Source organism: Streptomyces tendae, assembly GCF_008632955.1.
Classification (GTDB): domain Bacteria; phylum Actinomycetota; class Actinomycetes; order Streptomycetales; family Streptomycetaceae; genus Streptomyces.
On sequence record NZ_CP043959.1, the window covers coordinates 213,817 to 231,033 of the forward strand.

Consider the following 17,217-nt stretch of genomic DNA (forward strand, 5'->3'; position numbering starts at 1 on the left):
TCCGGGCGGCGCGGTGGCCGGCCCCGTGTTGCACAGCAGGTTCCGGCCGCGCATAGTTGCGCTGCGGAAAGTGGCTGAACCGGGGGTGGGATGGGCGATGGCCGGGCACGCGGCGGAGGAGCATCCGCACGGTGCTGACCGACTGTGCGAGGCCGGGGACCGCGTGTACTCCCGGGCCGTACGGCGCGGCCGGCTGCCGCGCCGGGAGGCCGAGCGGGTGCCCTGCCTGCTGGAGCTGGCCCTGCTGCACCCCGATCCCGACGACATGGACTGGCTGGTGCCCACCGCCCCGCAGGAGGTCATGACCCGGCTGCTGCGCGGCATGTACGACGAGGTGAGGGCGAGTCAGCGCCGGGTCGGCTCGGCGGTGGCCGCCTTCGAGTGGTACGCCGGACTCGGCCGCCGGGTGCCCGTCGCCCAGTCGTCGGCGGAGGGCCCGGCGATCCGGGTGCTGGACGGACTGGCGCGCATCCAGGCCGCGATGGACGAGGCGACGCAGGCGTGCACCACCGAGGTGCTCACGGTCCAGCCGGGCGGCATCAGGCGCGAGGCCGAGCTGTCGGAGGGCCTGCACCGGGCGATGGCGCTGCGCGGCCGGGGCGTGCGCATGCGGGACCTGTACACCCACGTCGCCCGGCACGGGCACGGGTTGCTCAGCTATCTGGAGCTGATGGGCGACGCGGTGGAGGCGCGCACGCTGGACGAGGTGGTCGACCGGCTGATCCTCTTCGACCGTACGGTCGCCTTCATCCCCGCCAACGCCGAGCGCACGATGGCGCTGGAGCTGCGCCACCCGGCGCTGGTGGAGTACCTGGGCACGGTCTTCGACCGGCTGTGGCGGCTCGCCATCCCGCTGACGGCCCCCCTGCCGGACACCGGCATCGAGGGCATCTCGCACCGGGAGCAGTCCATCGCGGCGCTGCTGGCGGAGGGCCACCAGGACGCGGTCATCGCGGAGCGCCTGGGCATCAGTGTGCGCACCTGCCGGGCGCACATCGCCCGCCTGTCGGAGACCCTCGGGGCGGCCAGCCGTACCCAGCTGGGGGTGCGGATCGCGCAGGCGGGGCTGGACGGGGCGCGGCACCCGGCCGTCACTCCGCCGAGTCGAGCACCCCGGACCGCGCGATGAGGTAGCCGAGCTGCGCCCGGCTGCCGCTGCCCAGCAGCGTGGCGAGTTTGGCGATGTGCTCCCGCGCGGTGCGGACGTTCATGCCGAGCCGGTCGGCGATGACGGCGTCGGTGTGCCCCTCGACGAGCAGCGTGGCGATGGCGCGCTGGCGCGGGGTGACGCCGTTGAGGGTGGGCTGCCGGTCCGCCTCCGGGTACATGGGGGTGGCGAGGCGCCACAGCCGGTCGAAGGTGGTGACCAGGAACGTCACGATCGCCGGATGCCGGACCTCCAGGGCCGTGGAGCGCTCGGGGCCGGCCGGGATGAAGGCGACCGCGCCGTCGACGATCACGAGGCGGTCGGTGATCTCGTCCAGGGAGCGGGCCTCGACGTCGCCCGTGAGGCGTTCGTAGCGCGCGGCCAGCGTGGGCGCGTGGCGCAGGGTGTGCTGGTACAGGGCGCGGATACGGCCGCCGCGGTCCAGCAGGGCCTGGTCGCGGCGGAGGGCGGGCTCGTGGACGGCCGGGTCGAACTTCACGTAGCTGCGGTGCGGCTGGACGGCGAGGAGTTCCGTGGCGCCGGTCATCGCCTCGCTGATCGCCCGTCCGATGTGCTCCGTGCCGTTGTGCCGGGTCACGAGGGGGGACTCCTGTTCCACCGGTTCGCCGGGGCGCAGCAGCGGGGCCAGGGTCTCCGCCAGGCGTTCCTGACGCCGCCGTTCCTCGGCGACGCGGTCCTCGGAGGCGCGCAGCAGCCGGTGCAGGGCGAGGTGCGGTGCGACCGGCTCCAGCCGGCTGGGGTCGTCCCCGGCGGGGTGGAGCAGGCCGAGGCGGAGCAGGAGCGGGGTCTCCGCGTCCCCCGAGGCGGGCACGTGGCCCTGGTCCAGGGCGCGGGCGTAGCGGTCCAGTGCCTCCGCCCGCAGCGCGTCCGCCGCCCTGTGTGGTGCGTCGCCGCTCATGCCTGATCGCCCCCCGGACCGGATCAGTGGTCCTGTTCGAGAATGCCGGACTGTGCGATGAGGTACCCCAGTTGGGCACGGCTGCCACTGCCGAGCGCGGTGGCCAGCTTCGCTATGTGTGCCCGGCAGGTGCGGACGTTCATGCCGAGCCGGCGCGCGATGGCCTCGTCGACGTGTCCCTCGACGAGCAGTTTGGCTATCGAGTGCTGGATGTCGGTGAGACCGTCCGGGGCGGTCTCGTACGGGGTGCCGGCGGTGAGGGGGACCGCCCGGCCCCACATGAATTCGAAGACCTTGATGAGGTAGCGGACCAGGCCGGGGTGGCGCAGTTCGAGCGCGACCTGCCGGTCGTCCCGGACGGGGATGAAGGCGACCGTGTCGTCGCAGACGATGAGGCGCTCGACCAGCTCGTCGATGGTGCGGTACTCCACCTTGCCGTCGGCGAACTGCTCGGTCCAGGCGATGCGCTCGGGGTTGTACCGCGCGGTGTGCTGGTAGAGCGTCCTGATCCGCACCCCGCGTTCGATCAGGGGCCGGTCGCGTTCCAGCGCCTCGATCAGGCGCTGCTGCGGGTGCCGGTTCTTCGGCTGGACGGTGAGCACTTCGTTCCGGCACTGGGAGGTCGCCAGGTCGAGCGCCTCGTTGATGCGGTCGAGTCCTTCGAGCACGGTGATGGAGTGGACCGGTTCCGTCAGGGGGGCGCCGAGTCCCATGAACGGCTCGAAGGTGTCCGCCAACTCCATGGTCAGGCGCCTGCGTTCGGTGATCTCACGCTCGATCGGGTCCAGCCGCTGGGCCAGCACGACGGAGGGCGGGACGGGGCGCAGCCAGTCCGGGTCGTCGGGGTCGGGGTGGAGCAGGGAGAAGTCGACCAGACAGGGCGCGGCTTCGGCCTCCGCCCGGGGGATACGTCCCGTGCGCAGTGCGTTCGCGTACAGACGACTCCCTTCCACGCACAGCTCCGTCATGGGATGGGGATGCACGGTTTTGGTCCGATTCATTGTTAAATCTCCACCCCCCAGGCTCCTGAACATGCAGGAACATGATGCACCGATCGTGTGGCCATGACGTGCCCGAATGAGCCATCGTCTTACTTGACGGGGGAAAGGGGACCTTCGAGTGAGGACGAAGCCGACTATGCGTAAGAGAATGCGTCGCTCGGTGCTTGTCGCCGCCTTGTCCGCCGTTGTGGCCTTCGGTGCGCTGGGCGCCCTCTCCGGCGCGCAGAGCGACGCCGAGGACGACACCGTCTGGTCGAGCGGGGCCGTGGGCGTGGTGGACGGCGAGGACGTGGTCCAGCTCCCGGCAGACACTGTCTGGAGCTGACGTGGCCACCCCACCTGACGACCGATCCTTCCGTCGTGAGATGGCGACGGCCTACCGGTCCGGATGGCATTTCATCGACCTGGTCACCGCCATCCCCCACAGCGGTGACTCGTTGATGGTGACCGTCTTCGGTGAGCCCGTGGTCGTCACGCGCGACGAGGACGGTGACGTACGGGCGTACCGGTGTCTGAGGCGGCCCCGGGGGGCTCCGAAGCCCGTGCGGTGTGCCATCCGGTACGGAATGATCTTTGTGAACCTGGACCAGCGGGACCACCGGCAGGTGGAGTCCGACTCCCCTGCCCCCAGGACCATCTCGGCCACCCCCCGCAGTGCCTGACGCGATTCCCCCGTCGTAAAAGATCGCGCAGGTGCTTCCCCCCCGCAGCGGCGTCACCGTGACCTGAACACGGTGACGCCGCTGCAGTTTTGGGGGACATTTCCGGGTATCGCCTGGATCGGGTGATGGCCGGAAGGGATCGCTCGCCGGTGCGAGCCGCGCCGCCGGTCTCAGCCGCGGCCCATCGCGCGCGTGAGCGCGATCTCGATGACGACCCGGTCCGGGTTGGGGCCGGGCATCCGTCCGTAGCGCTCCGCGTAACGCAGCACCGCGTCCCCGACGCGCTCCGGTTCCGTGCGGACCCGCGCGCGTCCCTCCAGCGTCGCCCACCGCCTGCCGTCCACCTGGCAGACCGCGACCGGCGCGCCCTCGTCCCCCGCCGCCCGTACATGGCGGACCTTCGCGCTGGTCCGGTTGGTGATGACCCGGGCGAGGCGCGCCTCGGGGTCGTACGTCACCCCGACGGGTACCAGGTGCGGTGTGCCGTCCGGGCGCAGGGTGGTCAGCGTGCACAGGTGCCGTTCGCGCCAGAAGCTGAGGTACGACGCGTCCGGATCGCCCGGATCCACCGAATACGTGAGGGTCATGACCCCGGAACTTAGCCCCGAGTCCTCGCGGTCACCACCTTGAGTGGAATAGACTCAAGTTTGTGGACGTTGGCGCAGTCACCACGGACACCGCTGAGGGTCACCGAAGGGCACCAAGGAGGAGAACGGACACGTGGACGCCGAGCTGACCAACCGGAGCCGGGACGCACTGGCCGCCGCCGGCAACCGGGCCGTGACCGAGGGGCACCCCGACCTCACCCCCGCGCACCTGCTGCTTGCCCTGCTCGCCGGGCAGGAGAACGAGAACATCACGGACCTGCTCGCCGCGGTGGACGCCGACCAGGCCGCCGTACGCTCCGGTGCCGAGCGGGTCCTCTCCGGACTGCCGAGCGTCACCGGATCCACCGTGGCGCCGCCCCAGCCCAACCGCGAGCTGCTCGCCGTCGTCGCCGACGCCCAGGCCCGCGCCCAGGACCTCGGTGACGAGTACCTGTCCACCGAGCACCTGCTGATCGGCATCGCCGCCAAGGGCGGTGCGGCCGGCGAGGTACTGTCCGGGCAGGGCGCCACCGCGGAGAAGCTGCAGGGTGCCTTCCAGAAGGCGAGGGGAGCGCGCCGGGTGACCAGCCCCGACCCCGAGGGCCAGTACAAGGCACTCGAGAAGTTCGGTACCGATCTGACCGCCGCCGCCCGTGAGGGCAGGCTGGACCCCGTCATCGGACGGGACCAGGAGATCCGGCGGGTGGTGCAGGTGCTGAGCCGCCGTACCAAGAACAACCCCGTGCTGATCGGCGAGCCCGGTGTCGGCAAGACCGCCGTCGTCGAGGGCCTCGCCCAGCGGATCGTCAAGGGCGACGTGCCCGAGTCGCTGAAGAACAAGCGGCTGGTCTCGCTCGACCTGGGCGCCATGGTCGCGGGCGCCAAGTACCGCGGCGAGTTCGAGGAGCGGCTGAAGACCGTCCTCGCGGAGATCAAGGAGTCCGACGGGCAGGTCGTCACGTTCATCGACGAGCTGCACACGGTCGTCGGCGCGGGCGCCGGCGGCGACTCCGCCATGGACGCCGGCAACATGCTCAAGCCGATGCTGGCCCGCGGCGAGCTGCGCATGGTCGGCGCCACCACGCTCGACGAGTACCGCGAGCGGATCGAGAAGGACCCGGCGCTGGAGCGGCGCTTCCAGCAGGTGCTGGTGGCCGAGCCGACCGTCGAGGACTCCATCGCCATCCTGCGCGGGCTCAAGGGCCGCTACGAGGCGCACCACAAGGTGCAGATCGCCGACAGCGCGCTGGTGGCCGCCGCGACCCTCTCCGACCGGTACATCACCTCCCGCTTCCTGCCGGACAAGGCCATCGACCTCGTCGACGAGGCCGCCTCCCGGCTGCGCATGGAGATCGACTCCTCGCCCGTCGAGATCGACGAGCTCCAGCGCGCCGTCGACCGGCTGAAGATGGAGGAGCTGGCCATCGGCAAGGAGACCGACGCCGCCTCCCGCGAGCGCCTCGACAAGCTGCGCCGCGACCTCGCCGACAAGGAGGAGGAGCTGCGCGGCCTCACCGCCCGCTGGGAGAAGGAGAAGACCTCCCTCAACCGCGTCGGTGAGCTGAAGGAGAAGCTCGACGAGCTGCGCGGCCAGGCCGAACGCGCCCAGCGCGACGGCGACTTCGACACCGCCTCCAAGCTGCTCTACGGCGAGATCCCGGGCGTCGAACGCGACCTGGAGGCCGCCTCGGAGGCCGAGGAAGAGGTGGCGAAGGACACCATGGTCAAGGAGGAGGTCGGCGCCGACGACATCGCCGACGTCGTCGCCTCCTGGACCGGCATCCCGGCCGGCCGCCTGCTGGAGGGCGAGACGCAGAAGCTGCTGCGCATGGAGGACGAGCTGGGCCGGCGGCTGATCGGCCAGACCGAGGCCGTGCGGGCCGTCTCCGACGCCGTGCGGCGCTCGCGGGCCGGCATCGCCGACCCGGACCGGCCCACCGGTTCCTTCCTCTTCCTCGGCCCCACCGGCGTCGGCAAGACCGAGCTGGCCAAGGCGCTCGCCGACTTCCTCTTCGACGACGAGCGGGCCATGGTCCGCATCGACATGTCGGAGTACAGCGAGAAGCACTCGGTCGCCCGGCTCGTCGGCGCGCCCCCCGGCTACGTCGGCTACGAGGAGGGCGGCCAGCTCACCGAGGCCGTCCGCCGCCGCCCGTACAGCGTGGTGCTGCTGGACGAGGTGGAGAAGGCCCACCCCGAGGTCTTCGACATCCTGCTCCAGGTCCTCGACGACGGCCGGCTCACCGACGGCCAGGGCCGCACCGTGGACTTCCGCAACACCATCCTGGTGCTGACGTCCAACCTGGGCAGCCAGTACCTGGTCGACCCCGTCAGCACCGAGGCCGAGAAGCGCGAGCAGGTCCTCGAGGTGGTCCGGGCGTCGTTCAAGCCGGAGTTCCTCAACCGTCTCGACGACCTCGTGGTGTTCTCCGCGCTCACCAAGGCCGAGCTGGAGCGCATCGCGGAGCTCCAGATCGCCGCGCTCGGCCGGCGCCTGGCCGAACGCCGGCTCGCCCTGGAGGTCACGCCCGAGGCGCTGGCCTGGCTGGCGCAGGAGGGCCTCGACCCGGCGTACGGCGCCCGGCCGCTGCGCCGTCTGGTGCAGACCGCGATCGGCGACCGGCTCGCCCGGGAGATCCTCTCCGGCGAGATCAAGGACGGCGACACGGTCCGGGTGGACCGCTTCGAGGACGGGCTGATCGTCGGCCCGGCCGCCGGCACCGGAACCGGCAAGACACTCTGAGTCACGGTTCCGCTTTCCGGGCCCGATGTCCCCCGCGGACGTTGGGCCCGGAGCCGTTGCGGGTACCCCGGACCTGACCGGATCGAGTCAGCCCTCGGCTGACAGGCCCGTCGGGGCTTGCCACCCCCCTCCCCGCATGGGGGAGGATGGCGGAATCCGTACGAAGGGAAATTCACGGTGACCATCGACCCGTCCTCGATTCCGAATTTCGGGGGCCAGCAGCCCGAGCCGCAGCCCCAAGGACCGGCGGGCCCCGTCGTCCCGGATCAGGACCTCGTGAAGCAGCTCCTCGACCAGATGGAGCTCAAGTACGTCGTCGACGACGAGGGTGACCTCGCGGCGCCGTGGGAGCAGTTCCGCACCTACTTCATGTTCCGCGGCGAGGACGACCAGCAGATCTTCTCGGTGCGGACGTTCTACGACCGGCCGCACCAGATCGAGGAGAAGGCACAGCTCCTCGAGTCCATCGACGACTGGAACCGCCGCACCCTGTGGCCCAAGGTCTACACGCACACCCACGACGACGGCACGGTCCGTCTCATCGGTGAGGCGCAGATGCTGATCGGCATGGGCGTGAGCCTGGAGCACTTCGTCTCCTCGACGGTCAGCTGGGTGCGGGCCGCCATCGAGTTCGACAAGTGGCTCGTCGAGCAGCTCGGCCTGGAGTCGGAGATCAACGACGCGGACAAGCCGGACGACGACGCGTAAGCGCCCTCGCGCGCGAGCGGCGGCGCCGGCCAGGCGCACGCCGTAGGGAGCCCAGCCCGGCCCGGAAGCCGGCCCACGTGGCCGGTCGCGGGGCCGGGCTCTCTCATGCCGGCTCCCGGCCCGCCGGGCCCGCTTATTCTTGGGGACATGACAGCCCAGCCGGCCCCGCGCGACGACGACCGAGGCGGCCTGCGAGCCTCCCACGACGACCGGGAGGCGGTGGTGGAGCAGCTGCGCGACGCGGCGGCCGAGGGGCGCATCGACCTCGACGAGCTGGACGAGCGGCTGGAGCGGGCGCTCACCGCGAAGACCTACGCGGAGCTGGACGCCCTCACCGCGGACCTGCCGAGCCCGCCGGCCCCCGCCGACCTGCCGCCTCTGGAGCTGAAGGGCGGCCTCCACGGAGCGTCCCGCGGCCCCGGCCGCTGGGAGGTTCCCGCGCATGTGATCGCGCGCGGCGGCCTGTCAGGAGTGAAGCTCGACTTCAGCCGCGCCGAGTGCCGGCTGCCCGAGGTCACGGTGGAGGTGTACGGCGAGGCGGCGGGCGTCACGATCGTCCTCCCCGACGGCTGGGCGGCCGACACCATCGCGATGGACCCCGGCATCGGCGGTCTGCGGGACTCGACCACCCCCGACCGCCTCCCCGGCACCCCGCTGATCCGCCTCACCGGCACCGGCGGCATGGCGGGAGTGGTCGTCCGCCACCCCAATCGCTGGGAACGCCGCAAGCTGAGGACCAACCCCGTACGCGACTAGCGGCCCCTCTCACCGTCCCGCGGCCCGGACCCTCACCGTCCGGGCGAGCAGTCCGATGAGCACGGCGTTGACCAGTCCGGCCAGGACCACGCCGGCGGAGAAGACCAGCGTGCCGAGCCAGGGGAGCGAGTGGTACTCGGCGGGTGCCGAGGCCGCCGCGGCGAGGAAGCTGAGCGGCGCCGCCGCGAGGATGGGCCATATCCCCGCGAACCCGGGGTCCGGCGACAGCAGCACGGCGTACAGGAAGGTGCCCAGGGCCGCCGCGACCACGGCGACGTAGACCCGCGCGGGCCAGTTGTCCACGGCAGCGGCGAGCAGGGTCCGCCCGCTGTGAGGGCGCGCCGAGGGCGCCCGGTCCGGTCTGCGGGCGAGCGCGCCGAACGCGGCGGCGTTCACCAGGGCGCACAGCAGCAGCCACCCGCCGTGCAGCACGGCCGTCGCCACCTCGGCCGCCCCGCCCCCCGCCCCGAAGGGCAGGACCACGGGCAGGAAGGAGAGCGGCGCGGTGAGCAGCGCCGGTGCCATGGCGTAGGGACTGTCCGGGGCCAGGAACAGCACCACGACACCGAGGGCGACGAGGCCCAGATAGGCGCGGGCGGGCAGACTGTCCGTGGCGAGTGCGAGGAGTCGCCGCGGGCGGAAGCGGTCGGAGATCGGCATCGAAGGCCCTTCCTGGAGCCGGTACGGGTCGGTGATCAACACAGTGACCGGCAGGGCCGTGCCCCGGCATGAGTACCGCTACTCACCGTCGGCGCGACGGCACTCACCCGCACGTCCGTGACAGCAAGGCCCCGTACGGGCCGACCCTCTGTTTCGAAGGTGCCTCCCGGGCCGCCTTCCCAGGCGACCCGGGGTCCCGCCGTCGCCGGGCGGAGCGGTCCACCGCTTCCTTGCCGGCGAGGGTCCGGCGGGCCGCTGACCTCCCCAAAGAACCGGGAGAGAGAACTACCCGCCCGCCCACCCTCCCCGCCGGACGGCGCGCTTCACTCGTGCGGGTGACCGGCTTGCGGGTGCGGGACACGGGCCGTTCGCCGCGACAACCGCAAACAGATACGGCCCCCGGCCGGGACTGGCATCCCGAACGAGGGCCTGACCAATCAGGAAGCTCCAACCTTCCCAATGGCTGACTTGCAGTCAAACGCGCGCCTGCGCGCCGACGCCGGTGCTCCGACCACCGGCGTGATCCACGTCCGCATCCGTCTCACGGCCGACTTCACCGTGGTCGCCAACGCCCTCGCGCAGCGGCGCGGCAGCGCGGTCACCGTCGCGGTGTACATCCTGTCCCTGCCGAGCGGCACCCCCGTGAGCATCGCCGCCCTGTGCGCGCACTTCACCGAGGGCGAGATCCTGATCTCGCGGGCCCTCAGGGAGCTGGAGGCCGCCGGATACCTGGAGCGCCGCCGTGAGCGCACCCCGTCCGGGCAGATCCGCACCCGGACCTACTTCTACGACGTCCCCGGCGGGACCCCGGAGCCGGACCCGGACGGCCCGCCGGAACCCCCCGGCCCGCCCCGTCCCCGGAAACCGTCCGGAGCCGGGCAGACCCCTGCCGTCTCCGTCTCCGTGGCCGCGCGGGAGGAGCCCTCGGCGGCGCTCGCGGACGCGGACCCGGAGGCGGTCGCCGTGCTGGCGGCCCTCCGGCAGGTCGATCCACGACTCGTGCTGTCCGAACGGGAGGCCGTGCGGCTCGCGCCCGCCGTCACCGCGTGGCTGGCGGCCGGCGTGGCACCCGGCCAGATCACCAGAACGCTCACGGCGGGGCTCCCCGACCGTTTCCTGTCCCGCCCGGCGGGCATCCTCGCCTTCCGCCTCCGCGAGACCCCGCTGCCCGCACCGCCGCCCCCGGAGCCCCTCGACCGCCCGGCCGTACTGCCCCTCCGGACCTGCGACGGCTGCGACCGCGCCTTCCGCGCCCCCCACCCCGGCCACTGCCGCGACTGTCGCGAGCGTCGAACCGGAGACCTTCTCCGTGCTCGCGCGGCGGGCTGAGCTCAGCGCCCCGCGTTCTTGAGGCGGGCCGCGGCCTCCTCCAGGACGTGGCGCTGCTTGCAGAAGGCGAAGCGCACGAAGGGGGCGCCCATGTCCTGGTGGTCGTAGAAGACGGCCGTGGGGATGGCGACGACGCCCGCGCGTTCCGGGAGGGCCCGGCAGAAGGCGATGCCGTCGGTCTCGCCCAGGGGGCGGATGTCGGCGGTGACGAAGTAGGTGCCGGTGGGGCGGTAGACCGCCAGGCCGGCCTCCTCCAGGCCCGCCGCGAGGACGTCCCGCTTGGCGAGCATGTCCGCGCGGAAGTCGGTGAAGTACGACTCCGGCAGGGCGAGGGCCTCCGCGACCGCGTACTGGAACGGGCCGGCGGAGACGTAGGTGAGGTACTGCTTGGCCGAGCGGACCGCCGTGACCAGCTCGGGCGAGGCGGTGATCCAGCCGACCTTCCAGCCGGTGAAGGAGAAGGTCTTCCCCGCGCTGGAGATGGTCACCGTGCGGTCGCGCATGCCGGGGAAGGTCGCCAGGGGGATGTGTTCGGCGTCGTCGAAGACCAGGTGCTCGTACACCTCGTCGGTCACGACGAGGAGGTCCCGCTCCACGGCCAGCGCGGCGATCGACGCCAGCTCCGCGCGGGTGAGGACCGTGCCGGTCGGGTTGTGCGGGGTGTTGATCAGCAGCAGGCGGGTGCGGTCGGTGATCGCGTCGCGCAGCTCGTCGAGGTCCAGGCGGAAGCGGCCCTCGCTCGGGCGGAGGGTGACGGGGACGCGGGTGCCGCCCGCCATGGCGATGCAGGCCGCGTAGGAGTCGTAGTACGGCTCCAGCGCGATCACCTCGTCGCCGGGCTCCACCAGCGCCAGCAGCGCGGCGGCGATGGCCTCGGTGGCGCCCGCGGTGACCAGGACCTCGGTGTCGGGATCCACGGTGAGGCCGTAGCGGCGCCGCTGGTGCGCGGCGACGGCGGTGCGCAGCTCGGGGATGCCCGGCCCCGGCGGGTACTGGTTGCCGAGCCCGTCCCGCAGGGCCCGCACGGCGGCCTCCCTGACCTCCTCCGGGCCGTCCGTGTCGGGGAATCCCTGGCCCAGGTTGATGGCTCCGGTCCGCAGGGCGAGGGCCGACATCTCGGCGAAGACCGTCGTCCCGAACTCTGCGAGCCGGCGGTTGAGGAGGGGGCGCGCGCTGGAGGTCATGCGGGTCATCCTGCGCCGGATCAACGGTGTCCTCAACTCACTCTCCGGCCACGGGGTCGCGTGCCACCTCTTGGCCCGGGCACGGCGGAGCGTGACGGCGACCGAGGTCGGGTAGGTACCTCCCGCTCCGATCCCGATCCGACGAAGGACACGACAAGGGGACCGGCATGACGGCCACGGCCCTGTTCTGCGGAGACGTCGCCTTCGACGTGGCGCTGCGCGTCGCGCACCATCCGGCTCCGGACGAGAAGACGCACGCCTTCGAGAGCCTGGTGAGCGCCGGCGGTGTGGCGGCGAACTCGGCTGTCGCCTGCGCCCGGCAGGGCGTCGCCACCGCTCTGATCGCCGACGTGGGCGACGACGTGCTCGGCGCCCAGGCGACCGAGTTCCTCGCCGCGCGGGGCGTCGACGTCAAGGGGGTGGTCCCGGTGCCCGGCATGACGGCGGTCTCGGTGTGCACGCTCGCCGGCGACGGGGAGAAGCGGCTCGTCCACACCTCGTCCGTGTCGCAGTACCCGTCGCCGCGGCGGCTGCGTGACGCGGACCTGGACGGCGTCGACTGGATCCACACCTCGTGCCTGCACCCCGGAGCCGCCGCGGTGCTCGCCCGGCGGGCCCGGGCCGTCGGCATCAGGCTGTCCGTCGACCTGGAGCCCCTGGCGCTGACGCATGGCACGGAAGCTCTCGCACCGGTCCTCGACGGGGCGGAGGTCGTCTTCCTCAACGAGCAGGCCACGGCGCAGCTGGGCGACGTGGACGCCTTCGCCGCCGGCCACCGGGTGAGGTCGGTGGTCCGCACCCTGGGACCGCGGGGAGCCGCGCTGACGCTGGGCACCCGGCGGATCGGCGTCGCGCCGCCGCCGTCGGCGCCGATCGTCGACACCACCGGAGCCGGTGACTGCCTGGCCGGCGTCTATGTCGCGCGCCGCCTGTCCGGCGCGGACCCTGCCGCGGCGCTGCGGGCCGCGGTGGTGTCGGCGACCTCCGCCTGCGGCCACCTCGGCGCCCAGGGCGGCTACCCCGACCGGGAGGCGACGGACGAACTCGTCGCCCAGGTCCCGCCCGCCGAGCGGGAGGTCTGAGGGCGCGGTCCCGGGGAAACCTCTGGAGTTGCTCAACTCTGCTTTGGGGCGGAGTGGGGGAGGGCATGTCCCGGTCACACCGTGAGCGAGGCACCCACGGGGGGCTGCTTCGGGGGATCACGGGGGAACCGGAAGGAGGGTGGCGCCATGACTGTCGGCATCATCCTGGTAGTGCTCTTCGCCCTGCTCCTCGTGTTCGTGTCGCGGGCGTCCCGCAGTTCGGCGCCGCGTCGCGCCGGGGCGGGGGCGGGCCGTCGACGCGGCGGGTCGTCCTCGGGCGGCGGCCACGCCGACGGGGGCAGCGGCGGCTGGTGGGCCGGCGGCGGGACCGCGGGCAGTTGTGGATCGTCCTCCGACGGAGGCTCGTCCTGCGGAGGCGGGTCGTCCTGCGGAGGCGGCGGATGCGGCGGTGGAGGCGGCTGACACGGGGCAGCACGGCTCCACTTCGGGAGAACGCATCCGCGACGGCGGGGTCCGCACCTGGGGCGGGCCCCGCTGTGGTGTTCAGCGGCGGCACGGACTCCGGTTCCGGTTGGCGCGAGGTGCGGCGGAGTGCGACGTCACTCCGGGCGTACGCCGTAGTTGAACACGTGAGCTGTGGAGCCCCCCAGGGGATGGAAAGCCCACGAAGTTGGGTAAAAACGCTGTGGTGGCAGCACAGTTCATGATTCCCTATAAATCACCAGCGCAGCCATCGGATCTCCCCGCGGACCCTTTTTCCAGCCGGGCGACCGGGCTGACGGGCCGAGTCCCCGGTCCCACCCGGGTGCGCGGGCCCGTATTTCTTCCTTGTGTGCTTGCGGAGCCGATCCATGCTCACGACCCTGAACACCGCCTATTCCGACACGCGCGCGGCCGACCTCGCCTGGGCACTGGGGCGCGAGCCGCTTCCGGCGCTGGCCACCCTCGACCTCGAACTGCAGGGGGCCAGGCTCCAGTTGCGGCTGCTCGGCGCGTCCCACCAAGTGCTCCTGGAGGAGGACCGCGGCCTCTGCTCGGAGACGGTGGCGTGCATCCCGGGCAGCAGCACGCCGCTTCCGCTGGGCGTGGCCAAGCGGGTGGACGACTGGGAGTACGAGTTCGCCGCCCGGGTGGAGGTTCTGCCTCCGGGTGCGTTCGCCGGCCGGGCGCAGGAACTGCTCGCCCTGGTCTCCGACCACCCGCAGGGCCTCGCCGGGGTGTTCCCCGGCAGCCCGCACGCGTTCACGGCGATGCTCGCCCGCTGCCACGAGGGCCAGTTCCACTGGCGCACCTGGCACGCCTACCCGCAGGACGGCCAGCTCGTCGCCACCCGCACCCGCGTGGGAGCACGCATGACCGCCCACGCCGGTGCCGTGCGGGCGTAAACACGAATCACGCGTGTGGGTGACGTTGTGCGATGAGTGCGTGACGTAACGTCCCTGGGGTGATCGAACCGCAGGCCCCCGCTCCGCCCGGCTCCACGCAGTCCTGGGACGGGCCTGACGGCTCCCGGGGGGACGACACCGCGAGTGAGCTGCCGCTGCCCGTGCGGCAGGGCACCGGGCGGTGGCTGGTCCTCGCGGGAGTGTTCGTCTGCGCCGCCTGCGGACTGGTGTACGAGCTGGAACTGGTCGCACTGGCCGCGTATTTGATGGGCGACTCGGTCGCCCAGACGTCCGTCGTGCTGTCCGTGATGGTGTTCGCGATGGGTATCGGCTCCCTCGCCGCCAAACGGCTGCGCCGGCACGCGGCGGCCGGGTTCGGTGCGATCGAGGCGGCGCTCGCGCTGGTCGGCGGATACAGCGCCATGGCCCTGTACGCGGTGTTCGCCTGGACCGGCGACTGGGGCGGGATGTGGGCGCACGGCCCGCGCTGCCTGCTGGTCGCGTTCTCCCTCGCCACCGGGCTGCTGATCGGCGCCGAGGTGCCGCTGCTGATGGAGCTGATCCAGCGGATCCGCCGGCAGGACGCGGGCGGCGCGGTGGCCGACCTGTCCGCCGCGGACTACGTCGGCGCCCTGGTCGGCGGACTCGCCTTCCCCTTCCTCCTCCTGCCGGTCCTGGGCCAGTTGACGGGCGCGCTGATCACCGGCGCGGTCAACGCGGTCGTCGGCGGCGCGCTGGTGCTCGGGCTGTTCCGGCGCGACCTCACCCGGCGCGCCCGCCGCCTGCTGGTGGTCGCCAACGTGTGCGTGCTCGCCCTGCTCGCCTCGGCCGCCATCCTCGTCGACGACTTCGAACGCGCCGCCCGGCACGCCCTGTACGGGGAGGACGTACGGGTCGCCGTGCACACGGACGTGCAGGAGGTGCTGCTCACCGGCGGCCGGGACGGGCGGCCGCTGAACCTGTTCCTCGACGGACGTCTGCGGGTCGGCGGCCGGGACGAACTGCGCTACCACGAGGCCCTGGTGCACCCCGCGATGGCGGGGCGGCACGCGCGCGTGCTGGTGCTGGGCGGGGGAGACGGGCTGGCCGCGCGCGAGGTGCTGCGCCACCCGGGCGTGCGGCGGGTGGACGTCGTCGAACTCGACGAGGGTGTGGTGCGGCTGGCCCGCCACGATCCCGCGCTGTCCGCGCTCAACGCGCACGCCCTCGACGACCACCGCGTCCGGGTGATCACCGCGGACGCCTTCGACTGGCTGCGGACGGCACCCCCGGCCGCGTACGACGTGGTGGTCGCGGACCTGCCGCACCCCGGGATCACCGCCAGCACCAAGCTGTACGCACAGGAGTTCTACGGCCTGGCCCGGCGGGTGCTGGCCCCGGGCGGGCGGCTCGTGGTGCACGGGGGCGCGGTGGCGTCCCGGCCCCGCGACTTCTGGACGGTGGACGCCACCCTGCGCGCCGCGGGCCTGCGCACCACCGCCTACCGGGTGCGCGGCCGGCAGTCCGGGTTCGCCGCAGGACCCGACCGCGGCCCCGCGGACACGGCCCACGCCCACCGCGACTGGGGCTTCGTGCTGGCCGCCGGCCTGCACACCCCCCGGCCGCGCCTCGACCCCGCCGGCCCCCGGCCGCGTACGCTGACCGACTCCTCCCTCGCGGCGGACGTCCGTGCGGCGGAACGTACCCGCGTGCGCGGGCTGCCGCCGTCCACGCTGGTCCACCCCCGCTACACGGACTGACCCCCTGCCGCGCACCGCACCGACGCGCCGTGACTTCTCACGGATGGGGGTGCGGTCCGGCGTCCCGTGGGTAGGCTCCGCACTCATGGAGCACGAGGTGTTCGTTCCGGTCGAGGCGGAGCGGCTCAGGGAGGTGCTGGACGACCCCGCGCGGGTCGCCCGGGCGGTGCCCGGGCTCCAGCACGACGCCGGTGCGGATCCCGTCGCCGGGCGTCTGAAGGTGCGCGTCGGAAGCTCCTCCATCACCTACCGCGGGTCGGTACGGGTGACCGCGGAGGACGACGGGTCCTACGCCGTCGAGGGTGACGCGGCGGAGACGCGGGGGAGCGGGTCGGTGCGGCTGGCGCTGAGGCTGCGCCCGCGCGCGGTGGACGCCGGCACGGCACTCGTCGTCACGGGGACGGCGACGGCCGACGGGCGGATCACGGAGCTGCCGCCGGAGGCGGTGGGGTCGGCGGTCACCCGTCTGCTCAACCGCTTCGCGGAGAACCTGGGCGCGCTCGCCGCGGAGGACGCCGGGGCCGCGCCCCACCCGCCCGCGGAGTCACCGGAACAGCTGTCGACGGGCGACTTCGAGCCGCAGGCCACCACCGACTTCGAGACCACCCCGGACGCGGAGGACCCGGCCCCGCCACCGGAACGGCCCAAGCCGACCGGCACGTCCGGGCCCGCGTCCGCGTCGGACGGAACGTCCAGGTCGGACGGAACGTCCGGGCCCGTGCCGGAGTCCGAGGAGCCCTCCGCGTCCGAGCCGCCGTCCGCCTCCGGGGCCGAGTCGGAGGAGGGCCACTCGGACGAGCCGCCGCCGCGGTCCGGCGCCGGGAGCGGGCCGGAGCCCGTCGGGCTGCCCCCGGGGTTCGGGGACGGGTCGTTCCGGGGCGACGACGAGGACGACGACTCCCTCGCCGAGGCCGCGCACGCCCGGCGGACGATGATCGGCCGCAGCGCCGAGGAGGTCGACCACGCACCCCCGCGCGGCCGGTACGCCCCGGTCCCGGCGCCCCAGACCGTCGCCTCCTCCACCCCTCTGCGCTGGGCCGCCCCGGCGGCCGCCCTCGCGGTCGCCTCGGCCGTCGTCGCCATCAGAGCCCTCCGCCGCCGCCACTGACCGTCGCGCCGGGCCTCCGCCGCACAGGTGCGGGCAGTCCGCCCCGCCCCGGTGATCCACGTCCGGCGGCCCCGGCCCGCCGCCCCCGGCCGCTTCCGCGCCACCGGTACGCCGCCGACCCGAGCCGGAAGGCGCCCGCGCAGGGCGGCGGCCCGCCCGTGTGCCGCGCGGGCGACCCCGCCCATCCGTTTCCCCGCACGCGCGGGCAGCCTGCACCGGTCCCGCGGACGTGCGCGACGCGGGCCG

16 protein-coding genes are annotated in these 17,217 nt (G+C 73.3%); 11 read left to right on the top strand and 5 right to left on the bottom strand.

The features are described from left to right. Positions 1 to 97: 97 nt before the first annotated feature. A complete protein-coding gene (locus F3L20_RS01020) occupies positions 98 to 1,129 on the top strand; it encodes a helix-turn-helix transcriptional regulator (RefSeq protein WP_150157175.1) in 1,032 nt (343 codons plus the stop codon). Here the strand turns inward: F3L20_RS01020 and F3L20_RS01025 are convergent. Continuing rightward, on the bottom strand, positions 1,092 to 2,066 hold the full coding sequence (locus F3L20_RS01025) for a helix-turn-helix transcriptional regulator (protein WP_150151148.1): 975 nt from the start codon (positions 2,064 to 2,066) through the stop codon (positions 1,092 to 1,094). The two genes, F3L20_RS01020 and F3L20_RS01025, sit on opposite strands and share 38 nt — an antisense overlap. Before the next feature lie 23 nt (positions 2,067 to 2,089). Then, positions 2,090 to 3,034 carry a helix-turn-helix transcriptional regulator gene (locus tag F3L20_RS01030; RefSeq protein WP_167534434.1) on the bottom strand — a complete coding sequence of 315 codons (945 nt, stop codon included), beginning with the start codon at positions 3,032 to 3,034 and terminating at the stop codon, positions 2,090 to 2,092. Between the two features lie 208 nt (positions 3,035 to 3,242). Between F3L20_RS01030 and F3L20_RS01035 the strand changes: the two genes are divergently transcribed. Beyond that, the gene (locus tag F3L20_RS01035) at positions 3,243 to 3,392 is read left to right on the top strand and encodes a hypothetical protein (protein WP_167534417.1); all 150 of its coding nucleotides are present in this window, start codon (positions 3,243 to 3,245) and stop codon (positions 3,390 to 3,392) included. A gap of 40 nt (positions 3,393 to 3,432) precedes the next feature. After that, positions 3,433 to 3,729: a (2Fe-2S)-binding protein gene (locus F3L20_RS01040; RefSeq protein ID WP_167534435.1), complete on the top strand. Its 297-nt coding sequence runs from the start codon at positions 3,433 to 3,435 to the stop codon at positions 3,727 to 3,729. Positions 3,730 to 3,899: 170 nt separating this feature from the next. Here F3L20_RS01040 and F3L20_RS01045 read toward each other — a convergent pair whose 3' ends face one another. Further along, the gene (locus F3L20_RS01045) at positions 3,900 to 4,316 is read right to left on the bottom strand and encodes a pyridoxamine 5'-phosphate oxidase family protein (RefSeq protein WP_150151153.1); all 417 of its coding nucleotides are present in this window, start codon (positions 4,314 to 4,316) and stop codon (positions 3,900 to 3,902) included. Between the two features lie 133 nt (positions 4,317 to 4,449). Between F3L20_RS01045 and clpB the strand changes: the two genes are divergently transcribed. The 3 genes from clpB to F3L20_RS01060 all read left to right on the top strand — a co-directional run bounded on the left by clpB (position 4,450) and on the right by F3L20_RS01060 (position 8,523). Next, positions 4,450 to 7,059, top strand: a complete 2,610-nt coding sequence (clpB, locus tag F3L20_RS01050) for an ATP-dependent chaperone ClpB (protein WP_150151156.1) — start codon at positions 4,450 to 4,452, stop codon at positions 7,057 to 7,059. Between the two features lie 177 nt (positions 7,060 to 7,236). Beyond that, positions 7,237 to 7,767 (top strand): YbjN domain-containing protein, encoded by a 531-nt coding sequence (locus tag F3L20_RS01055; RefSeq protein WP_145829185.1) that lies wholly within the window; start codon positions 7,237 to 7,239, stop codon positions 7,765 to 7,767. Between the two features lie 147 nt (positions 7,768 to 7,914). Then, positions 7,915 to 8,523, top strand: a complete 609-nt coding sequence (locus F3L20_RS01060; protein ID WP_150151159.1) for a DUF1707 SHOCT-like domain-containing protein — start codon at positions 7,915 to 7,917, stop codon at positions 8,521 to 8,523. Positions 8,524 to 8,532: 9 nt separating this feature from the next. Here F3L20_RS01060 and F3L20_RS01065 read toward each other — a convergent pair whose 3' ends face one another. Then, positions 8,533 to 9,183, bottom strand: a complete 651-nt coding sequence (locus F3L20_RS01065; protein WP_150151162.1) for an SCO4225 family membrane protein — start codon at positions 9,181 to 9,183, stop codon at positions 8,533 to 8,535. Between the two features lie 459 nt (positions 9,184 to 9,642). Here F3L20_RS01065 and F3L20_RS01070 point away from each other — a divergent pair, with 459 nt between their 5' ends. Continuing rightward, a complete protein-coding gene (locus tag F3L20_RS01070; RefSeq protein ID WP_206338844.1) occupies positions 9,643 to 10,512 on the top strand; it encodes a hypothetical protein in 870 nt (289 codons plus the stop codon). Positions 10,513 to 10,514: 2 nt separating this feature from the next. Here F3L20_RS01070 and F3L20_RS01075 read toward each other — a convergent pair whose 3' ends face one another. Then, a complete protein-coding gene (locus tag F3L20_RS01075) occupies positions 10,515 to 11,705 on the bottom strand; it encodes a pyridoxal phosphate-dependent aminotransferase (RefSeq protein ID WP_150151164.1) in 1,191 nt (396 codons plus the stop codon). A gap of 158 nt (positions 11,706 to 11,863) precedes the next feature. Here F3L20_RS01075 and F3L20_RS01080 point away from each other — a divergent pair, with 158 nt between their 5' ends. The 4 genes from F3L20_RS01080 (at position 11,864) to F3L20_RS01100 (ending at position 16,971) form a co-directional block, all read left to right on the top strand. Further along, positions 11,864 to 12,778, top strand: a complete 915-nt coding sequence (locus tag F3L20_RS01080; protein WP_150151167.1) for a carbohydrate kinase family protein — start codon at positions 11,864 to 11,866, stop codon at positions 12,776 to 12,778. A gap of 812 nt (positions 12,779 to 13,590) precedes the next feature. Beyond that, a complete protein-coding gene (locus F3L20_RS01090; RefSeq protein WP_167534436.1) occupies positions 13,591 to 14,124 on the top strand; it encodes a DUF2617 family protein in 534 nt (177 codons plus the stop codon). A 59-nt stretch (positions 14,125 to 14,183) separates the two neighbouring features. Beyond that, positions 14,184 to 15,863, top strand: a complete 1,680-nt coding sequence (locus tag F3L20_RS01095; protein WP_150151176.1) for a polyamine aminopropyltransferase — start codon at positions 14,184 to 14,186, stop codon at positions 15,861 to 15,863. Positions 15,864 to 15,948: 85 nt separating this feature from the next. After that, positions 15,949 to 16,971: an SRPBCC domain-containing protein gene (locus tag F3L20_RS01100; protein ID WP_150151179.1), complete on the top strand. Its 1,023-nt coding sequence runs from the start codon at positions 15,949 to 15,951 to the stop codon at positions 16,969 to 16,971. Positions 16,972 to 17,217 lie beyond the last annotated feature (246 nt).